15 protein-coding genes and 1 pseudogene are annotated in these 16,886 nt (G+C 54.6%); 6 read left to right on the top strand and 10 right to left on the bottom strand.

All coding sequences use genetic code 11. The features are described 5' to 3' along the window. Positions 1–112 precede the first annotated feature (112 nt). Together OM794_RS15855 and OM794_RS15850 are read left to right on the top strand one after the other, a co-directional pair. Positions 113–1,456, top strand: a complete 1,344-nt coding sequence (locus OM794_RS15855; RefSeq protein ID WP_226247447.1) for a serine hydrolase domain-containing protein — start codon at positions 113–115, stop codon at positions 1,454–1,456. Between the two features lie 211 nt (positions 1,457–1,667). Further along, positions 1,668–1,928 (top strand): EexN family lipoprotein, encoded by a 261-nt coding sequence (locus tag OM794_RS15850; RefSeq protein WP_226247445.1) that lies wholly within the window; start codon positions 1,668–1,670, stop codon positions 1,926–1,928. 170 nt (positions 1,929–2,098) lie between these two features. Here OM794_RS15850 and OM794_RS15845 read toward each other — a convergent pair whose 3' ends face one another. After that, on the bottom strand, positions 2,099–2,932 hold the full coding sequence (locus tag OM794_RS15845) for an ABC transporter ATP-binding protein (RefSeq protein WP_226247443.1): 834 nt from the start codon (positions 2,930–2,932) through the stop codon (positions 2,099–2,101). A 282-nt stretch (positions 2,933–3,214) separates the two neighbouring features. On the opposite strand from OM794_RS15845, the gene OM794_RS15840 reads away from it, so the two are divergent. Beyond that, entirely contained in the window at positions 3,215–5,356 is a 2,142-nt protein-coding gene (locus OM794_RS15840; RefSeq protein ID WP_226247441.1) for a TonB-dependent receptor, read from the top strand. Positions 5,357–5,424: 68 nt separating this feature from the next. Here the strand turns inward: OM794_RS15840 and OM794_RS15835 are convergent, their stop codons facing one another. The 6 genes from OM794_RS15835 to OM794_RS15810 form a co-directional block, all read right to left on the bottom strand. Then, complete coding sequence (locus OM794_RS15835) at positions 5,425–6,462, bottom strand: FecCD family ABC transporter permease (protein WP_226247439.1); 1,038 nt, start codon at positions 6,460–6,462, stop codon at positions 5,425–5,427. Beyond that, positions 6,459–7,463, bottom strand: a complete 1,005-nt coding sequence (locus OM794_RS15830) for a FecCD family ABC transporter permease (RefSeq protein ID WP_226247437.1) — start codon at positions 7,461–7,463, stop codon at positions 6,459–6,461. The genes OM794_RS15835 and OM794_RS15830 overlap by 4 nt, the downstream gene beginning before the upstream one ends. Beyond that, a complete protein-coding gene (locus OM794_RS15825) occupies positions 7,457–8,374 on the bottom strand; it encodes an ABC transporter substrate-binding protein (protein WP_413229641.1) in 918 nt (305 codons plus the stop codon). Before OM794_RS15825 ends, OM794_RS15830 begins: the two co-directional genes overlap by 7 nt. A gap of 108 nt (positions 8,375–8,482) precedes the next feature. After that, complete coding sequence (locus tag OM794_RS15820; protein WP_226247434.1) at positions 8,483–8,818, bottom strand: AzlD domain-containing protein; 336 nt, start codon at positions 8,816–8,818, stop codon at positions 8,483–8,485. After that, positions 8,815–9,555 carry an AzlC family ABC transporter permease gene (locus OM794_RS15815; protein ID WP_226247432.1) on the bottom strand — a complete coding sequence of 247 codons (741 nt, stop codon included), beginning with the start codon at positions 9,553–9,555 and terminating at the stop codon, positions 8,815–8,817. Before OM794_RS15815 ends, OM794_RS15820 begins: the two co-directional genes overlap by 4 nt. Further along, positions 9,552–10,082 (bottom strand): helix-turn-helix domain-containing protein, encoded by a 531-nt coding sequence (locus OM794_RS15810; RefSeq protein WP_226247430.1) that lies wholly within the window; start codon positions 10,080–10,082, stop codon positions 9,552–9,554. The genes OM794_RS15815 and OM794_RS15810 overlap by 4 nt, the downstream gene beginning before the upstream one ends. A gap of 129 nt (positions 10,083–10,211) precedes the next feature. Here OM794_RS15810 and OM794_RS15805 point away from each other — a divergent pair, with 129 nt between their 5' ends. Further along, positions 10,212–11,516, top strand: a complete 1,305-nt coding sequence (locus tag OM794_RS15805) for an MFS transporter (protein ID WP_226247429.1) — start codon at positions 10,212–10,214, stop codon at positions 11,514–11,516. Between the two features lie 70 nt (positions 11,517–11,586). On the opposite strand, the pseudogene sstT reads toward OM794_RS15805, so the two are convergent. From sstT to OM794_RS15790, 3 genes and pseudogenes are all read right to left on the bottom strand, one after another. Further along, positions 11,587–12,810, bottom strand: a pseudogene (gene sstT / locus OM794_RS15800) (serine/threonine transporter SstT). 255 nt (positions 12,811–13,065) lie between these two features. After that, positions 13,066–13,386, bottom strand: coding sequence for a hypothetical protein (locus tag OM794_RS15795; RefSeq protein ID WP_226247427.1), 321 nt, complete (start codon positions 13,384–13,386; stop codon positions 13,066–13,068). Between the two features lie 139 nt (positions 13,387–13,525). Further along, on the bottom strand, positions 13,526–14,155 hold the full coding sequence (locus tag OM794_RS15790; protein WP_265153905.1) for a CDP-alcohol phosphatidyltransferase family protein: 630 nt from the start codon (positions 14,153–14,155) through the stop codon (positions 13,526–13,528). A gap of 269 nt (positions 14,156–14,424) precedes the next feature. On the opposite strand from OM794_RS15790, the gene OM794_RS15785 reads away from it, so the two are divergent. Further along, entirely contained in the window at positions 14,425–16,077 is a 1,653-nt protein-coding gene (locus OM794_RS15785) for a DASS family sodium-coupled anion symporter (RefSeq protein WP_226247423.1), read from the top strand. 192 nt (positions 16,078–16,269) lie between these two features. Further along, positions 16,270–16,785, top strand: a complete 516-nt coding sequence (locus OM794_RS15780) for a CinA family protein (RefSeq protein WP_226247422.1) — start codon at positions 16,270–16,272, stop codon at positions 16,783–16,785. Positions 16,786–16,886 lie beyond the last annotated feature (101 nt).

Raw genomic sequence — 16,886 nt, 5'->3', positions numbered from 1 at the left:
TTATGTCTTAGGGGCTTGAGGTATATCTAGGTACGGTATCGTGTGTTTCTAGCTATACTGAGGACGCTGACTGCTCTTCTTCTATGCAGAACAGCTAACTCAGGAGTCAGTTATGCCACGTTTAATCCGTCGATTTAACAGTGTTTTTCCGCTTGCGCTGCACGCGATACTAGTTGGTTGGGCTTCCTCCGCCGTCGCGCATACACATGACAGTGGCATGTTAAGCGCCGAGGAGTCAGACCCCAACCGTTTGGGTTGGATGCAGGGATTTCCGCCTGTTTCTGAACGGGTAATTGGCCAACCTGACTCCAATTACTTTAGCTTTCCTAAAATGCGCTGGACGGTGTGCCACTTCCGCGAATTGCTGCCCACTAAACAGGTAAGCCGTGGGTTGGGATCACCTTCGCCGCTTACCTACGCGCTGGATGACGCTATCAATGATGTGATGTTTACCCCGCTTGACGGCAGTGAACCCATGTCATGGCAGGCATCCTTGAACGAGAATTACACCGATGGCTTGCTGATTCTGCATCAGGGGCAAGTGGTGTATGAGTACTATGCAGGCTGTTTAGATGAGGCGGGCCAGCATGGGGCAATGTCGGTGACTAAGTCGATGACCGGCCTGTTGGGGGAAATACTGGTAGCGGAAGGAGCGTTGGATGAAGAGGCGCTCGTCGGCGATATATTGCCAGAGCTGGCCAATAGCGCTTTTGGCAATGCCACCGTGCAGCAGCTGTTAGAAATGACTACAGGCCTTGCCTATAGCGAAGATTACAGCGACCCCAGTGCGGAAATATGGGCGTACAACGCAGCGGCAAGCCCACTTCCTAAGCCAGAAGGCTACTCTGGGCCACGCACGTACTATGAGTATTTAGCCACCGTGCAGCCGGAAGGTGAGCATGGTCAGGTGTTTGGCTACAAAACAATCAATACCGATGCGCTCGGTTGGGTAATTGCGCGCACCACGGGCGAGTCGGTGACGTCGTTACTGTCGTCGCGAATTTGGCAACGCATAGGCGCTGAGCAGGATGGCTACTTTACCGTTGACTCCATCGGTACACCGTTTGCTGGTGGTGGTTTAAGTGCAGGCCTGCGGGATATGGCCAGAGTGGGGCAGTTGGTGCTGAGTGAAGGTGTTATTGACGGAGAACGGCTGTTTCCTGCTGCGGCGATAGAACGTATTCGTCAAGGAGGTGACAGGCAAGCGTTTGCCGCTGCAGGTTACCGCTATTTACCTGGCGGCAGTTACCGTGGCATGTGGTGGTCGCTGCATAACGACCATGGCGCATTCGCGGCTCGCGGCGTGCATGGGCAAACGATATACATCGACCCCACTGCCGAGATGGTAATAGTGCGCTTTGCATCACACCCGGTGGCAGGCAATGCCGCCAACGACCCCACCTCACTCCCAGCCTATCAAGCGGTAGCTGAGTATTTGTTGGAGAAAGCCCCTTAGCCCAGAACATACGAGGTCTGATGCATCAATTGGCTCTACCAAATATTGTAGTTCTAGGTCGAGTAGAGTACTTAAAGAATGCTAAAAGATGCGTTAAATTCTTCTTTGACTGATATAGCTTATCTTGGTAATCTTAATTAGGTTTTTTAATTTAAAATTTTTAGAAAGGAAATCTTATGTGTATGACGTTAAAATTTAAGTGGAGTGCACTATGATATTCTTGCACCCACGAAATTTAGCAATCATTGCTCTAGCCGACCTTACACTTACAGGGTGTTTTGATGACGCTGCCGAGACAACCCTTCCCACTCATGATGTAGAGTGGTTCAAATCTCACGATGATGAGCGCAAGACAACACTAACGGAGTGCTCAAATAATCCTGGCGAGTTAAAAGACACGCCGAATTGCTCTAATGCACTTGAAGCTGAGCAGCAGCTTTCTTCAGGTTCATTGCGTAACGTCGATTGGTAATCGTATCGCTTATGTCTGTAGTGGTTCAATAAAGTCGGACACCACTTAAGAGATAATATTGCTACTAGTATGTGAGGTGTTTAATAAAAAACTTCTCAATATTTAGGTTAGCATATCCACTTTATACGACGCTGATGAAACAGTTATATGCCTTACATTGCACAGCATTTCTAAAAAAACACCTCCGATGCAGTGGCGGTCTGATACCGTTTACGCGGCACACAAATCGGGCTGCCGCTTTCGGGGTCTTGGATGACATGGGCATCCAGGTCGAACACGCGCTTGAGATTGGTGGCGGTAAAGACTTCGCTTGGCGCGCCGCTGGTGACAATACGGCCATCGCACATCATCACTAAATGATCAGCGTAGGCAGCGGCCAGGTTCAGGTCGTGGAGCACCAGCAGCAGGGTGCGGCCTTTCTCATGGGCCAGGCGCGAAAGCAGCTCCAGCAAATCCACCTGTACCTTCAGATCCAGAAATGTTGTGGGCTCGTCAAGCAGGATCAGGTCGGTTTGCTGAGCCAGCACCATGGCAATCCAGCAGCGCTGGCGCTGGCCGCCGGAAAGCGCATCAACGTTGCGCTCGGCAAACTCCGTCACGTGGGTATAAGCCATGGCTTCACGAATGGCCTCGGCATCCTGCTGAGCATTTTTCTGCCATAACCCCTGGTGCGGAAAGCGGCCCATGCCCACTAACTGCTTTACGCTCAGCCCCTCGGGCGCCACCGGGCCTTGGGGCAGAATCCCCAGGCGCTTGGCGACCTCCCGCGTCTTGCTGCGATGAATATCCTTGCCGTCCAAATACACATGCCCGTCACTCGGTGTGAGCGTGCGGGCAAGGGTTTTCAGCAGTGTCGACTTGCCACTGCCGTTCGGCCCTAACAGCACCGTGAGCTTGCCTTCCTCAATCGCGATGTCGACACCATCCAGCACACGTCGAGTGTCATAGCCCGCGTGTAGGGCTTCGCCCGTCAAGCGAGGTGGTTGATGAGAAGGGTGTGTCATGAATGTGCTCATTGGGGTTGTTTAAGCAGGCAGAACCGTAAGCCAAAATATTCTCATTTTCAATACTTGCCGTTGCTCAGCAAACAATTGCTCACTGCTTTAAGCGTCGGCTGTAGAGGAAATAGGGGGTAAGGGAGGGGAGAAATAGTGCCGTTATCCTGAACGGTTCGTACCGCTAAGTAGACCTTTGTGAACAATATGCATAAAATAATCATTATTATTTAGATGTAGATTACGTTTTCAGGGGTGAACTCACTAAAAAGCAGGGGGGATGAACACTCGATGTACATTAAGAAACGCCAGGTATTTTGGCCTACGGTGACGCTTGCGGGATTAATAGCAGCCACACAGGGACACGCTCAGGAAACGGCAACCAACGATGCACAGAGTGGACGAGGTGACTCAAATCAGACAGTCGTGGTGACCGCCTCGCGGACTAATGCAACAAAAGAAGATTCGCCTCAAACGGTGCGCATCATCAACGAGCAGGAGGTTAATCAGCAGCGACAAATTACCAGCGACTCTTCACAAATTCTGAGCAACCTGTTGCCTTCCTACTCACCTAGCCGCCAGAAAATGAGCGGCAGCGGTGAGACGTTGCGTGGGCGTACGCCGTTGATCCTGATTGACGGCATTCCACAATCTAATCCATTGCGTCCCACTGGTCGTGAAGCTCATGTCATCGATTTCTCCATGGTGGAGCAGATCGAAGTGATTCAAGGTGCCAATGCTACCAATGGGGTAGGTGCGGCGGGTGGTGTGATTAACTTGATCACTAAACGCCCTGAGCCAGGGTCTTTTAATCAGTATATTGAAGCTCAGGTAACAACGCCCACCAGTGAGCTGGACAGCGACACGATCAGTTATAAATCCACCTACGGCATCAGTGGCAATAGCGGCGATGTGGATTACCTGTTCTCGGCAAGTTATGAGGATCAAGGCCTGTTCCTGGATGGCAATGGCGACCCCGTCGGTGTGGACAACACCCAGGGTGACCTGATGGATGCCCGCTCATTCGATATTTTGGGCAAGCTCGCTTATTGGTTCGATGAAAATCAGCGGCTGCAGTTTACCTTGAACCATTACAATATTGAGGGGCATAACAACTACGTCAGCGTGACGGGGGATCGTGCGAATGGCGTGGTAACGACATCAGAGCGTGGTACACCAGAAGGTGATGCGCCCTACAATCGAGTGTGGACGACTGGGCTAAGTTACGATCACTACGACTTAGCCGGTATGCACCTGAGCGCGCAGGCGTTTTATCAAGATTATGAGGCGTTGTTTGGAGCCACGAATTCAGCGACGTTCCAAGATCCTGCGATTGCCCCCGTGGGTACGTTTTATGACCAAACCATGGCGGCCACCAGCAAATTCGGTACCAAAGTCTCGCTGACCAAAGATGATCTTTGGAATGAGCGCCTGAAGATGACCGTTGGTTTTGATACCCTGTTTGATGAAACCGAGCAGTACCTTTACCAAAGTGACCGCACTTACGTGCCGCCCACCGAATATACCGACCTGTCGCCCTTCCTACAGGTTGATCTGCGCCCGGTAGACTCGCTACTGCTTTCCGCTGGCGCGCGCTATGAGTATGCCAAGCTCGATATCAACAGTTACCAGACGGTAGCGGCCAATAATGGCGTTGCTGTCGAGGGGGGCGACCCCAGTTTCAATGAAACGCTTTATAACCTTGGTGCCGTGTGGAAGCCGGTCGACCACTGGAGCCTGTTTGCCAACTACTCAGAAGGATTCTCTATTCCGGATGTGGGGCGTGCATTGAGGGGGATCAGTACGCCGAATCAATCAGTCAACAACATTGAGAATCTGAGCCCCATTGTTACTGACAACATCGAGACTGGGGTGCGTTTTGAGAATGGGCGCTTAGCCGCCGAACTTAGCTATTACGAATCCTCTTCTGACTTCGGTAGCCGTCTCACAGAGGTAGATGATGTCTTTTATATGCAGCGTCAAGAAACAGAGATTAAAGGTTTTGAGGCCGCGGTCGATTATCAGTTTAATGATCAACACTCTGGTCGCTTGGCTTATTCACGTATGGAAGGGCGCTACGATAGCAACGATGACGGTAACTTAGATGCCAAACTATCGGGGTTGGATGTCTCTCCGGATCGCCTGACGGCCACTTGGTCAGCTAATTGGTCAGATGAGCTCTCTACCTTTGTTCAGGCCAACTACGCCTTCGATGAAACCTTCGATGAAGCCAATCGTGAGTTTGATGGCTACCTGTTGATGGATGCTGCCGTGGGTTACCAACTACCCGTTGGTCAGGTCAATGTAGGGGTATCCAACCTGCTTGATGAGCAGTACGTCACGTATTACTCGCAAAGCGCTCTAGTGAATGATGAGCGCTACTTTGCCGGGCGAGGCCGCACCTTAACGCTGGGTTATCGTTTGGATTTCTAATCAGCCGCTTTCTATGCTCGTTACTGTTTGGCGGCGCCTTTGGGGCGCCGCTTTTTTGTCAATTCGCTCTAAAAGCGAGCTCGCGATCTATGCAGTAAATAAACGAAGAAGGGCGCGCCTATCCCGGCAACAAAGATGCCCGCAGGTAAATCTTTGGGCAAAAACGCTACCCGGCCCAGCAGGTCGGCGTAAAGCACAATCAAGGCGCCAACCAGCGCTGATGCTGGCACCAGGCGTGCCATGTTTCGCCCCACCAGCCTAGCGGCCAGGTGGGGCGCAATTAGTCCCACAAAGCTCAAACCACCGGCAAACGCCACAGCGGCACCTGCCAGCACCACGCTGCAGGCCAGCAATACCAATCGACTGCGTAGAATCGCCACCCCGAGCCCTTCGGCAACGGTGTCGCCCAGTGCCATGGCGTCTGCATGGCGGGCGAAGGCTAGGCTGATAGGTACAGCGACTAATAACCACGGTAATAGACCCCGTACATCGTCCCATTGCGCTGCATACAGGCTGCCGGTGAGCCAGACATAGGCGGTCATGGCAGCCGAGTCATCGCTGATGACGATTAACAGGGTGGTGCCAGCGCCCATGGCCGCCGCCAAGCCAATACCGACCAGTACCATGCGCGATGGGCTGATGCCGTTTTTCCAAGCCAAGCTAACCACCAACAGGGCGGATAGCAGCGCCCCCAGCATGGCCGCCACGGGCAGCCAGTGAATGCTCAAGGTTGTGCTCAATAGCGCTAAAAACAGCACCGCCGCGAGCGCCGCACCGCTGGTAATGCCGATCACATCCGGTGACGCCAGTGGGTTGCGCACAATGCTCTGCAGAATCGCCCCCGCTATCGCCAGGGCGACGCCGACCAGTATCGCTAGGGCAATACGTGGCAGCCTTAACTCCCAAACGATAAAAGTGATATCGCTATTCTGTGGGGCTGTCAGCGCGTGAAGCACCTGCAGAGGCGGTGTGGGGAAACTGCCTAAACAGAGTGACAGCCCAGCGCTTGCGATCAGTAACAGGCTTAACGTCAGCAGGCTGCGCAGTAAGCGATTACTTTCGCTCTTTGCTTGACTGTTGAGCGGTAACGTTGCATTTGCTCTCATTGGCCAGCCATTTTGCGTCGTGCCAGGTAGATAAAGAAGGGCGTGCCGATCAGCGCAGTCATCACACCGACCGGGATCTCCTGGGGCGGCATTAAAAAACGCGAGGCAAGATCGGCCAGCAGTAGCAAACAAGCCCCCAGTAGGGCGCAGGCAGGTAGCAGCCAGCGGTGGTCGATACCAAATAACCCCCGCGCCATATGGGGCACAATCAGGCCGACAAAACCGATCATGCCCGCCAGCGCCACGGAGCTACCTGCCAGCACAATCACAATAAGCCCGAGCAGCAGCTTGATGGTGGTGGCCTGCATGCCCAGCCCGGTGACCATATCATCGCCCAGCAGCAGCGCGTTGGCGTGGCGGGTTAGCAGTGCACTGAGCAGCAGCGCTGCGCCGAAAAGTGGCAGTAAGGGCGCTATCAATGAAAGATCGCGCCCCGACACCGAACCCGCCAGCCAGTAAAGCACGCTTTCAAAACTTTGCTGATCAATCACCAGCAGCCCCTGGCTGAACGATACAAACATCGCCGTTACCGCCACACCTGCCAGCACAACCCGCAGAGGGGAGAGCTCTCCGTGGCGGCCACGGCTTAACACTACTACCAGTACGGCCGCCACCAGTGCGCCCAGCAGTGCGGCCCAAACGTAGTGGGCGGGCGTGTGCAGCGGCAATAGCGCAACCGCGACCACCACAAAGAACATCGCGCCAGCGTTAATGCCGAGAATGCCCGGCGATGCCAGCGGGTTGCGCGTCATGGTCTGCATGAGTGCCCCGGCAATCGCCAGGCTGGCGCCTACCAGAGCGGCGATCACCGCGCGGGGCAGGCGTTCAGTTAAAAGAATGATGTGGGCGATATTGGTCGGGTCGTAATGGGCGAGCGAGCCGAACAGAGACGATAGGGCGATCTCCGTTGTGCCTAGCATTACGCTGGCAAAAAAGGCGCCCAGTGCCATCAGCCCCCCCAACAGCAGGCCAATACTTTTTGCGGCAGCGCTGTTTAGCATGAGGGATCCTCGCCGTGGTTAGGCAAGTTGGCGTGGCAAGTTAATCCATAGTGGCTATATAGATCATCCAGCATGGCGTTGGCCGCTAATATACCGCCGCCCATCATCCAACTGACCGGATCGACTTCAAAAACGCGTCCACTTTGAACGGCTGACAGCTGTTGCCAGAGAGGGTGGGAGGCCCAGTGCCGGTAATTATCTGCAATGGCGGGGTCATCCGGTTCCAGCAGAATAAACAGGGCATCGGCATCCAGCACGGGAATGTTTTCCGTACTGGAAAGCTTCATTCCCCAGCTCTGGCTTTGCAGGGTATCCGGTTGCGCAAAGCCCAGCTCGTTCAGAATCGAGCCTGCAAAGCCGCTGGTATAGATACGCACATGGTCGCTTTTAAAACGCACCACAGCGACCTTTTGGGGCCACTCACTGCCCAGTTTGGTGGCAATCTGCTGACGAAAGTCGGCTATTCGTGCCTCCCAGTCTTGCAGTAGCTGGCTGGCATAAGCTTCACGGTCGGTGGCATCAGCCACCATCGTGAGGGTGGTCTTGAAGTTAAACACTGTCGGCGCTGAAACTGTGGGGGCAATCGCATTCAATAGCGGCGCTATACGCCCGTGGCGAAAGTTGCTGGCAATCACCAAGTCTGGGTCTAGCCAGGCAATCTTTTCCAGATTGGGTTGGGTCTCCAGCCCCACATGCTCAACGCTCTCAAGCGCATCGCGCAGATAGCGGTACATGGGTTTTTCCAGCCAGGAATCGACTACGCCAATAGGCGTCAGTCCAAGGGCGACGGCGCTGTCGGTAGCCCCCTGGTAAAGCGTCACAATGCGTGGCGATTCCGGGGGGCTGCTCGGCGTGTTAGCGGCTGCCATTAAGGGCAGTAGCGCCGTCAGCGTTAACAGCAACACACTCATAAAAACCTGCTTGCGATGGGTGTGTGCTTTTAACATTAATGTCACTTTACGATTGGCTCGGAGTTAAGAGCCGGGATAATGGCATGACGTAAAAGCTAATGCAAAGCATTACCAAATGAAGGCCGCGACCTCCACCATCCCAAATACTGCGACACCAGCCGCGACAGGCCAGCCAAGTGAGCGTACCCGCGACCACACCAGCAGCGTGACAGAAAGCCCGATGGCGGTGGCGGCCCAGGAAACAGCGCTTGGGTTAACCGGTACAATGGACACCCCCAGCACGGCGGCAATCATCAGCGGGCCGAGAATACCCAGCCACTGGGGCATGTTATTAAGGCCGCTTTCGCTGTTGAGACGGCGCTGCATCCATAAAAACGGCACTACCCGCATCAACAACGTGCCAATGGCGGAAACCGCGACCGCTAGCCAAAGTGCAGTGCTCATGATTCACGCCTCCTGCTGGTGGTGAATTTCACCGTATAGAACTGCATGGAGTAGAAGCACAGCGCGCCGCAGGCGGCGGCTAAGGGAATCGCCACGTTGCCCCAGCCGACCAGGGTCATACACAGCGCCGCTAAAATGGTGCAGCCCATGGCGACTGCCCAACGCTTGTCGGTAAAGCGCGGCGCCACCATGGTCAAAAACAGCGCGGGCAGCGCGAAGGGCATAATCTCACCCAGCAGCGGCCAGCGGGCGGTAAAGGCCTCACCGGCGGTAGCCCCCACCGCGGTGCCAATTATCCAGGCGCCCCAGGCCAGCAGTGATGCGCCCAAAAACCAGCTAAAACGCTTTACCTCAGGCAGTTGGGGCAGTCGGGTTAGGGCCAGTGCAAACACCTGGTCGGTGAGGCCGTGCATCAACCAGGGCCAGTGGCGGCTGCGCGGCAGTAGTCCCGCCAGGTTAGGGCCGTACACCACATGGCGCACGTTAATCAGCAGCGTCATCGCCACCACCAGCCACAGCGGGGCGCCGGTGGCGATCATCCCGACAAATAGAAATTGTGAGGCCCCGGCGTAAATCAGCGCTGAAATAGCCGTGGCCTCTAGCGTGCTGAAGCCTGCCTGGGTGGCGACTAAGCCAAATGACAACGCCACTGGAATATAGCCGCCCAGTAGTGGGATGGCCTCACGCACGCCCTGCAGCGCGCTACGAACGGGAGAGTGGCTGGCAGCTTGGCTCATGGTGTTTGGCCTTCCACACCATAGGTGATGGTCATTATCAACGTGGCCTCCGCTTCGTGGGTACGGTAAAGGTGCGGTTGGTCGGCGGCGAAGGTGATGGCTTCTCCCGGTGTTAGCACCGCGGTGGCGCCCTCTGGCCCCGCTTCCAACCAGCCGCTAATCAGCGTGAGTGATTCACGGGTGCCGGGGGTGTGGGCTTCAGCGTGGCGCAATGTATGCGGTGCGCAGCGCATCCAGTAGGCGTCTACCTGGGGAGTATCTTTGCCTTGATCGATTAAGCGCACCTGTACACCATCTTCACCCAGCGGCACGTTGATTGGCGCTACCAGCGTGCCGAAAGGCACATTGAGCTGCACCGCCAGCCGCCAAATGGTATCCAGGGTCGGGTTGCCGTTGCCCTGTTCAAGGCGACACAGGTTGGATTTGGCAATCCCCGCCTCATTGGCCAACTGCGACAGCGACCAGCCCCGCTCAAGGCGAAGGGCTTGAAGGTGTTGGCCTAGGGTGTTGAGTGAGGGTTTATCCATCTTGTCATCTCGCGTTCCTTTTATAGAACGTTCTATATAAAGAACATTAGCCTGTCAATGATTGTGACAACCGCTTTCAGTGGCACTCTTTATGCATGACCTTTAGGTTGGCTGCTGCGAGGAAGCGCAATGCGTTCATTGGCAATGCTCAAACCGGTTAAATCGATCCTATATAGCGTGGCGTTACTGCTGCTGGGCAACGGCTTACTGAATACGCTGCTGACGCTGCGGGGTACGGGGGAGGGCTTCTCCAGCGCGGTGCTGGGGATGATTATGTCCGGCTACTTTGTCGGCTTTATCTGCGGTACCTGGGTGAGCGGGCGCTTAATACGGCGCATAGGGCATATCCGCACCTTTGGCTTCTGTGCCTCTATTTGTGCATCGGTGGCGCTGTTGCATCTGGTGTTTATTAACCCCTGGGTATGGCTACCGTTGCGGGTGATCTATGGGCTTTCGTTTATCACCTTGGTGACCGTGATTGAGAGCTGGCTGAATAGCCAAGCCGCCAGCCATGAGCGGGGGCGTATTTTTGCGGTATACATGGTGGTTAACCTGGGCGCATTGGCACTGGCCCAGCAGTTGCTGCGCCTCTCTTCACCGGAAGGGTTTTTGCTCTTTGTGGTGATCGCTATCTTGATCAGTTGGGCGCTGCTGCCCATCACCATGACCCGTCGCGTGCAGCCCAAAATACCTGAGCGGCCCAAAAGTAGCCTGCGTGCGCTGTTAGGCTTTGCGCCATTGGCAGTGGCTTCCGCCGCGTTATCGGGGCTTGCCATGGGCGCCTTTTGGTCGATGACACCGATATACGCGACTCAGTTGGGGTTTGATATTGGCGGTGTTGGCTTGGTAATGAGCGTGGCGATTATTGGTGGGGCGCTGCTACAGATTCCCATCGGGCGCTTCTCTGATAAACACGACCGCCCTATGGTCATGATCTGGGTGGTGCTGCTCGCGGCCTTGATCGCAGCGGCCATGCCCTTTGCGCCCAGCCACGAGGTGTTGCTGGGGCTCTATTTTATTTGGGGCGGTTTGGCGTTTTCGCTCTATCCGCTGGCGGTAGCGCAGTTGATCGACCAGCTTCACACGGATGAAATTGTCTCCGGTTCGGCGGATATGCTGGTAATGCACGGCGCGGGCTGTGCCGTGGCGCCGATAGCGGCGGGGTCACTGATGAACGTAGTGGGCAGTCATGGCCTGCCGCTCTATATTGCCTGTGTGTTCACCTTGCTGGGTATCTATGCGCTGTATCGCCGCCGCCGCGTCAGGGCAGTGGTCACGCATACAGCGCACTTTGAGCCGATGGTGCAAAGTAGTGCAGAAGTGTTGGAAATGATCTTTGATGATACCCAGCGCGACCTATTTGATGACCCGAGTTTTTATGAAGAGGATGAACGGGAGCGTTTGGCGAGGCTGGTCAAAACATCCACCGGTTAATGCGGAGGCGTAGTGGAGAAAAGTACGCGGGGAGTGGTTGTGATAAGCAGCCACTCCCCTGGGCGAATGGTTAAGGGCGTTTCGCCTCTTGCGACTGGCAGGCGGCGGCGGTGAACAGAACATCGGTGGAGGAGTTGAGCGCGGTTTCGGTGGAGTCCTGCACCACGCTGATCACAAAACCAATCGCTACTGCCTGCATGGCCACTTCTGTAGAGATTCCGAACAGACTGGCAGCCATGGGGATCAACATCAGTGAACCGCCCGCCACGCCGGAAACGCCGCAGGCTGCCAGCGCTGACACCACACACAGCAGCAGCGCTGTGGGGAAGTCAACGCTAATACCCAGGGTGTGCGTAGTCGCCAAGGTGATCACCGTAATCGTAATGGCCGCGCCGCACATATTGATCGTCGCACCCAGTGGAATGGATATGGAGTAGGTGTCCGGGTCGAGCTTTAGGCGGCGGCACAGCTCCAGGTTGACCGGGATATTCGCTGCCGAGCTGCGGGTGAAAAAAGCGGTAATCGCGCTCCCCCGCAGACAGGTAAACACCAGCGGGTAAGGATTTTGTCGAGTGGTTAGGTAGACCAGCAGAGGGTTGCTAACCAGCGCGACAAACAGCATGCAGCCCACAATCACACCCAGCAGCTGGGCGTAGTTAAGCAACGACGCAACGCCGGATTCCGCCAGCGTGCCAGCTACCAAGCCAAAGATACCCAGCGGTGCCTAACGAATCACCAGCGTGACGATACGGGTGACCGCTGTGGATAAATCACTCAGCGCTTGGCGGGTAGTATCGCTGGCTTGACGCAGTGCCAAGCCCAGGCCGATGGCCCAGGCCAGAATAGCGATAAAGTTCGCCTCCATCAGCGCGCTAACCGGGTTGGCCACCGCGTTCAACAGCAGGTCGCGCAGAACGCTAAAAATATCCCCGGGTGGGTTGCCGTCAACCTGACCTGTATTCAATGAAAGCTCGGTGGGAAATAGAAAGCTGGCTGCCACTGCAATTAACGCAGCGGTCAATGTGCCCACTACATACAGTACCAGCACGGGGCGAATGTGGGTCGGCTGGCCTTTCTGATGGGCAGAGATTGCCGCGGCTACCAGCACAAACACCAAAATGGGCGCCACCGCCTGCAAAGCGGCGATAAAGAGCTGGCCAAGCAGGGCCACGTCGCTTGCAATGTTTGGTGCAAACAGGGCGAGTGCTACCCCGGCAATGATACCAATTAAAATCTGCGGGATAAGGCCCAGCCGTATAAGTGGCCGGAAAACGGTGCGGGCGGTGGCGATCATTGCGCAACTCTCAGGTGGTAAAGGTGTGTGGCGTTATTGGGTTTGCCGCTAACGCGCCTGAAAGGGGCAGTATTCTATCAGTTGCTGGCTGCCGACGTTACGCCGATGTTCACTTCGCCGAGGAGATGACGAGTGTTAAAGATCAGCGATAACACTCCGATTGATATAATAAAAAAAGCCCCTGCTCGCTTAACCGGGCAGGGGCTGATCGATTATGTTTTCTTCACTGACAAGCTAGCTGTGCTGATTTGCTAGCTAGGCCGCTACGACCTCTAGGTTCGCTGGAGCGGTTTTGGAGGGCTTTTTGATGATTTCATCATTACCCGCCAGCAGTAGACTGCTGGCATTCATTTCCGCATAACCGCGTTGATTTAAATCAAGCACCTCGGGGGAAGTGCCCCACTTCATCAGCATCTCATCAAGTAGCTGCGCTGCTTCTTCTGTTTGTCCCCAACGGGTAAGCAGTTGGGCAATGGCAAAGTCACACTCGGGGGTGTCGAAGAGTTCATCCTTGAGGTCTTGAATGGCGATGTGAAGACCTGCCTGAGAAAGGTCGTTTGATGTTTCGTTATGCATATCACGGCTCCGTGTGATTGCTAATATGGCGGCGGTTAGCTTACGGTAACTGCCTGAATTTGAGTTGTACGCGTGTTGTACGAAACTGAGCTTAATATAGCCGTGAGTGAGAAGCAAATGCGAAGAAGGGGGCTGTAAACTACTCTCTTTCAGCAATATGCCTGCGCAGTGTCCAGTAACCCCCCCATAGCCGTGTCACCACCGTCACCAGACAAGCAATCGCAAATAGTGTTGCCAGTGTTGGAAAATGGTCAGGGAATAAACAGAAAATCACCAGCGCCAGCACGGTTTCAGTGCCTTCGGTTAATCCCTCTAAATAGTAGAACGCTTTGTTGGGAAAGTGAGGGCGCTCTATGGCCTGCTGTTTGGCGGCAATTGCAAAGGCAAGAAAGGAGGTGCCTGTACCGATAAAGGCAAATAACAGCAACGCAGCGACGAGCGCGTTCTGGCTGGGGTTAGCCAGCGCAAAACCCAGTACCACTGCGGCGTAGAAGACAAAATCGAGGCCTATATCAAGAAAGCCACCGGCATCGCTGGTGTTATTACTTAACCGCGCCAATGCGCCATCAATGCCATCACCGAGCCGGTTGAGCAAAATGACCAGCAGGGCTAGCCCATACTGCTCATAGGCCAAAAGCGGTAAGGCCGTCATGCCCATCAAAAATGTGCCCAGCGTCACCTGATCGGGAGAGATGCCTTTTTGATGCAACGGCTGCGCGATTCGTTGCAGAGGGCCATGTGTTAGCGGCATTGTCCAACGATCAAGCACGCGGTTCTCCTCAAGGTAGGGGAAAAATTGACGTTATATAGTACCTTTAACTTACCCGGTTCATACGTTTATGCCACTGTTCGCATTTACGCATAGCTAAACTAAAGTTGTTAGACTTTGGTTGTAATCACAGGTAAAGCACTGGACTAATTGCCTATTGCAGTTAATAAAGGGCGCCAAAAGAGGTTCCGCGTTGCCCATCGGGTGGATTATTTACCTGGATGTTGGCTCTTATTCTTTTCACTCTGACCGTAAGTGGCGCAAATAGTATGCATAAAACTGCCCTGATGACGGTATGGGATCAGCTATGGCACTCCCACTACCAAGCCAAAAACCTATTGATGTGCGCGCTGCCAACGGGTGGGGCCGCCAACGCCGCGGCTTCCAATGCCAAGCGCCGCGATCCTTCCCATCAACCCAAGCCGCCTGCCTACACTACGCCGCAGAAGGTTGGCCTGCTGCTTGGCCCGCTGTTGTTCGCTTTTGTGGTGATGTTCTTTCACCCTGAGGACTTAAGCTTTGAAGGGCGCATGGTGCTCGCTACCACTCTGTGGGTGGCGGTATGGTGGATCACTGAAGCCATTCCTATTCCCGCCACCTCGTTGTTGCCCATTGTGCTTTTACCGATTACCGGTGCGCTGGATGGTAATACGGTGACTGCTGCTTACGGCAATCCGATTATTTTCCTTTTCCTGGGTGGCTTTATGATCGCCCTGGCGATGGAAAAGTGGGATTTACACAAGCGTATCGCGCTGTCGATTATTGCCGTGCTGGGCACCAGTATTAATAGCATCGTGTTTGGTTTTATGGCCGCGACTGGCTTTTTGTCGATGTGGGTCTCCAACACCGCCTCGGTGATGATGATGCTCCCCATCGGTACCGCTATCGTGTATCAGGTGAGCCAAGAGCTGGCTAAGAGTGACGGCGACCACAGCGCTGAAATCGATAAATTCAGCAAAACACTCATTTTTGGTATCGGCTACGGCGGTACCATTGGTGGATTGGGCACGCTCATTGGTACTCCGCCCAATATCATCCTGGCCGCGATTGTCAATGAGCTGTTTGGCATTGAGATCTCCTTTGCCGGCTGGCTGATGTTTGCTTTCCCTGTGGTAGTGGTGCTGCTGTTTAGCACTTGGCTGCTACTGACGCGGGTATTTTTCCGCATCGAGTTTAGTCACCTGCCGGGTGGCCGAGAGCTGATTAACAAGGAAAAAGCGGCGCTGGGTAACACCAGCTTCGAAGAGAAAGCGGTGCTGGCGGTTTTCCTGTTTGCGGCCTTTATGTGGATCACCCGTTCGTTTTTGTGGCAAGGTCAGATCATCAATATCCCCGGTATCAATGACACCATGATCGCGATTGTCGCCGCGCTCCTGCTGTTTCTGATCCCCTCGAAAAACAAAGGCGGCTGCCTGCTGGGTTGGGACGTGGCAAAAGACGTCCCCTGGGGCATTCTGCTGCTATTCGGAGGAGGGTTGGCGATTGCTGCAGGCTTCGGTTCGTCCGGCCTGGCGGAGTGGATCGGCGGGCAGATGAGCGTGCTGGAGGGCGTCAACTTCCTGCTGGTGATTCTGCTGGCGACCGGCATGGTGCTGTTCTTAACCGAAATCACTTCAAATACCGCTACGGCCACCATGATTCTGCCGGTGCTGGCGTCGTTGGCGCTGGCGCTGGATATCCACCCCTTCGTGCTGATGGTGCCCGCGGCCATGGCCGCCAACTGCGCCTTTATGCTGCCGGTGGGCACCCCGCCCAACGCCATTATCTTTGCCACTGGCAAGCTAAAAATCATCGAGATGGTGCGTACCGGCTTCTGGATCAACATCATCGCCATGTTGCTGATTGTGGCAGCGGTGTATTTCCTTCTGCCGATTATGTGGGGGGTTGATCTCACCAATTACCCTGACGCTTTCCGACGTTAGAAACGCTGTTGAGTGATTAGTCGCCCCGCCATATTGAGCGGGGCTTTTTATTAGCAACTGGTAAGACGCGCTATGAGCATAAACAATATTAAGATTCACCGCAGAGGTTAGACAAATCAAAGCTCTTAACTATAGTGCCTAAATGGCGCCAAAAAGAACGTTGGGGTTCATGGCGTGATAAGGAGATGAGCAATGGAACTGCTTGAAAAAGTTAGCGAGTATTTACAAAAGCATGAACTTAAAATGGCCACAGCGGAGTCTTGTACTGCGGGGTTAATTGTTTCCGAACTCGCCAGAGTGCCGGGCAGCGGGCAATCGATAGACTGTGGATTAGCGGTTTACTCACCCAAGGCCAAAAACCGCTACTTGGCCGTCAGTTTTAAAACCATCGATAACCACGGGTTAACCAGTGAAGCAACCGTGCGTGAAATGGCATTGGGCGCATTAAATAATAATGACGCCAATGTAGCGCTGGCCAATACGGGGATTGCGGGGCCTGAGCCTCACGATGGAATACCCGTCGGTACGGTATGCTTTGCCTGGGCCTTTCGGCATAACCAACAGATATTCCTAACCACCGAAACGCGGCGTTTCTCAGGTGACCGGAATCAGGTTCGTCTCGCTGCCGCCCACTACGCTCTGGAAATGGTTCCGCAGCAGCATGGTGAGGTGCTGGCAGGTAACGCGCCGCGCGTGGATGAGTCGTAACAACGGTTCTCTATTAATTGCATGGAGGCAGAACGAGCAATGACTCAACAAGCAGATCAGCAACAGCTTATTCAGTCAGCGTTACAGGTGAAGGCATCTAT

It is taken from the genome of Halomonas sp. BDJS001 (assembly GCF_026104355.1).
GTDB lineage: Bacteria > Pseudomonadota > Gammaproteobacteria > Pseudomonadales > Halomonadaceae > Vreelandella.
Note: the sequence above shows the minus strand (reverse complement) of the source record. Positions and strands in the feature narration are given on the sequence as shown.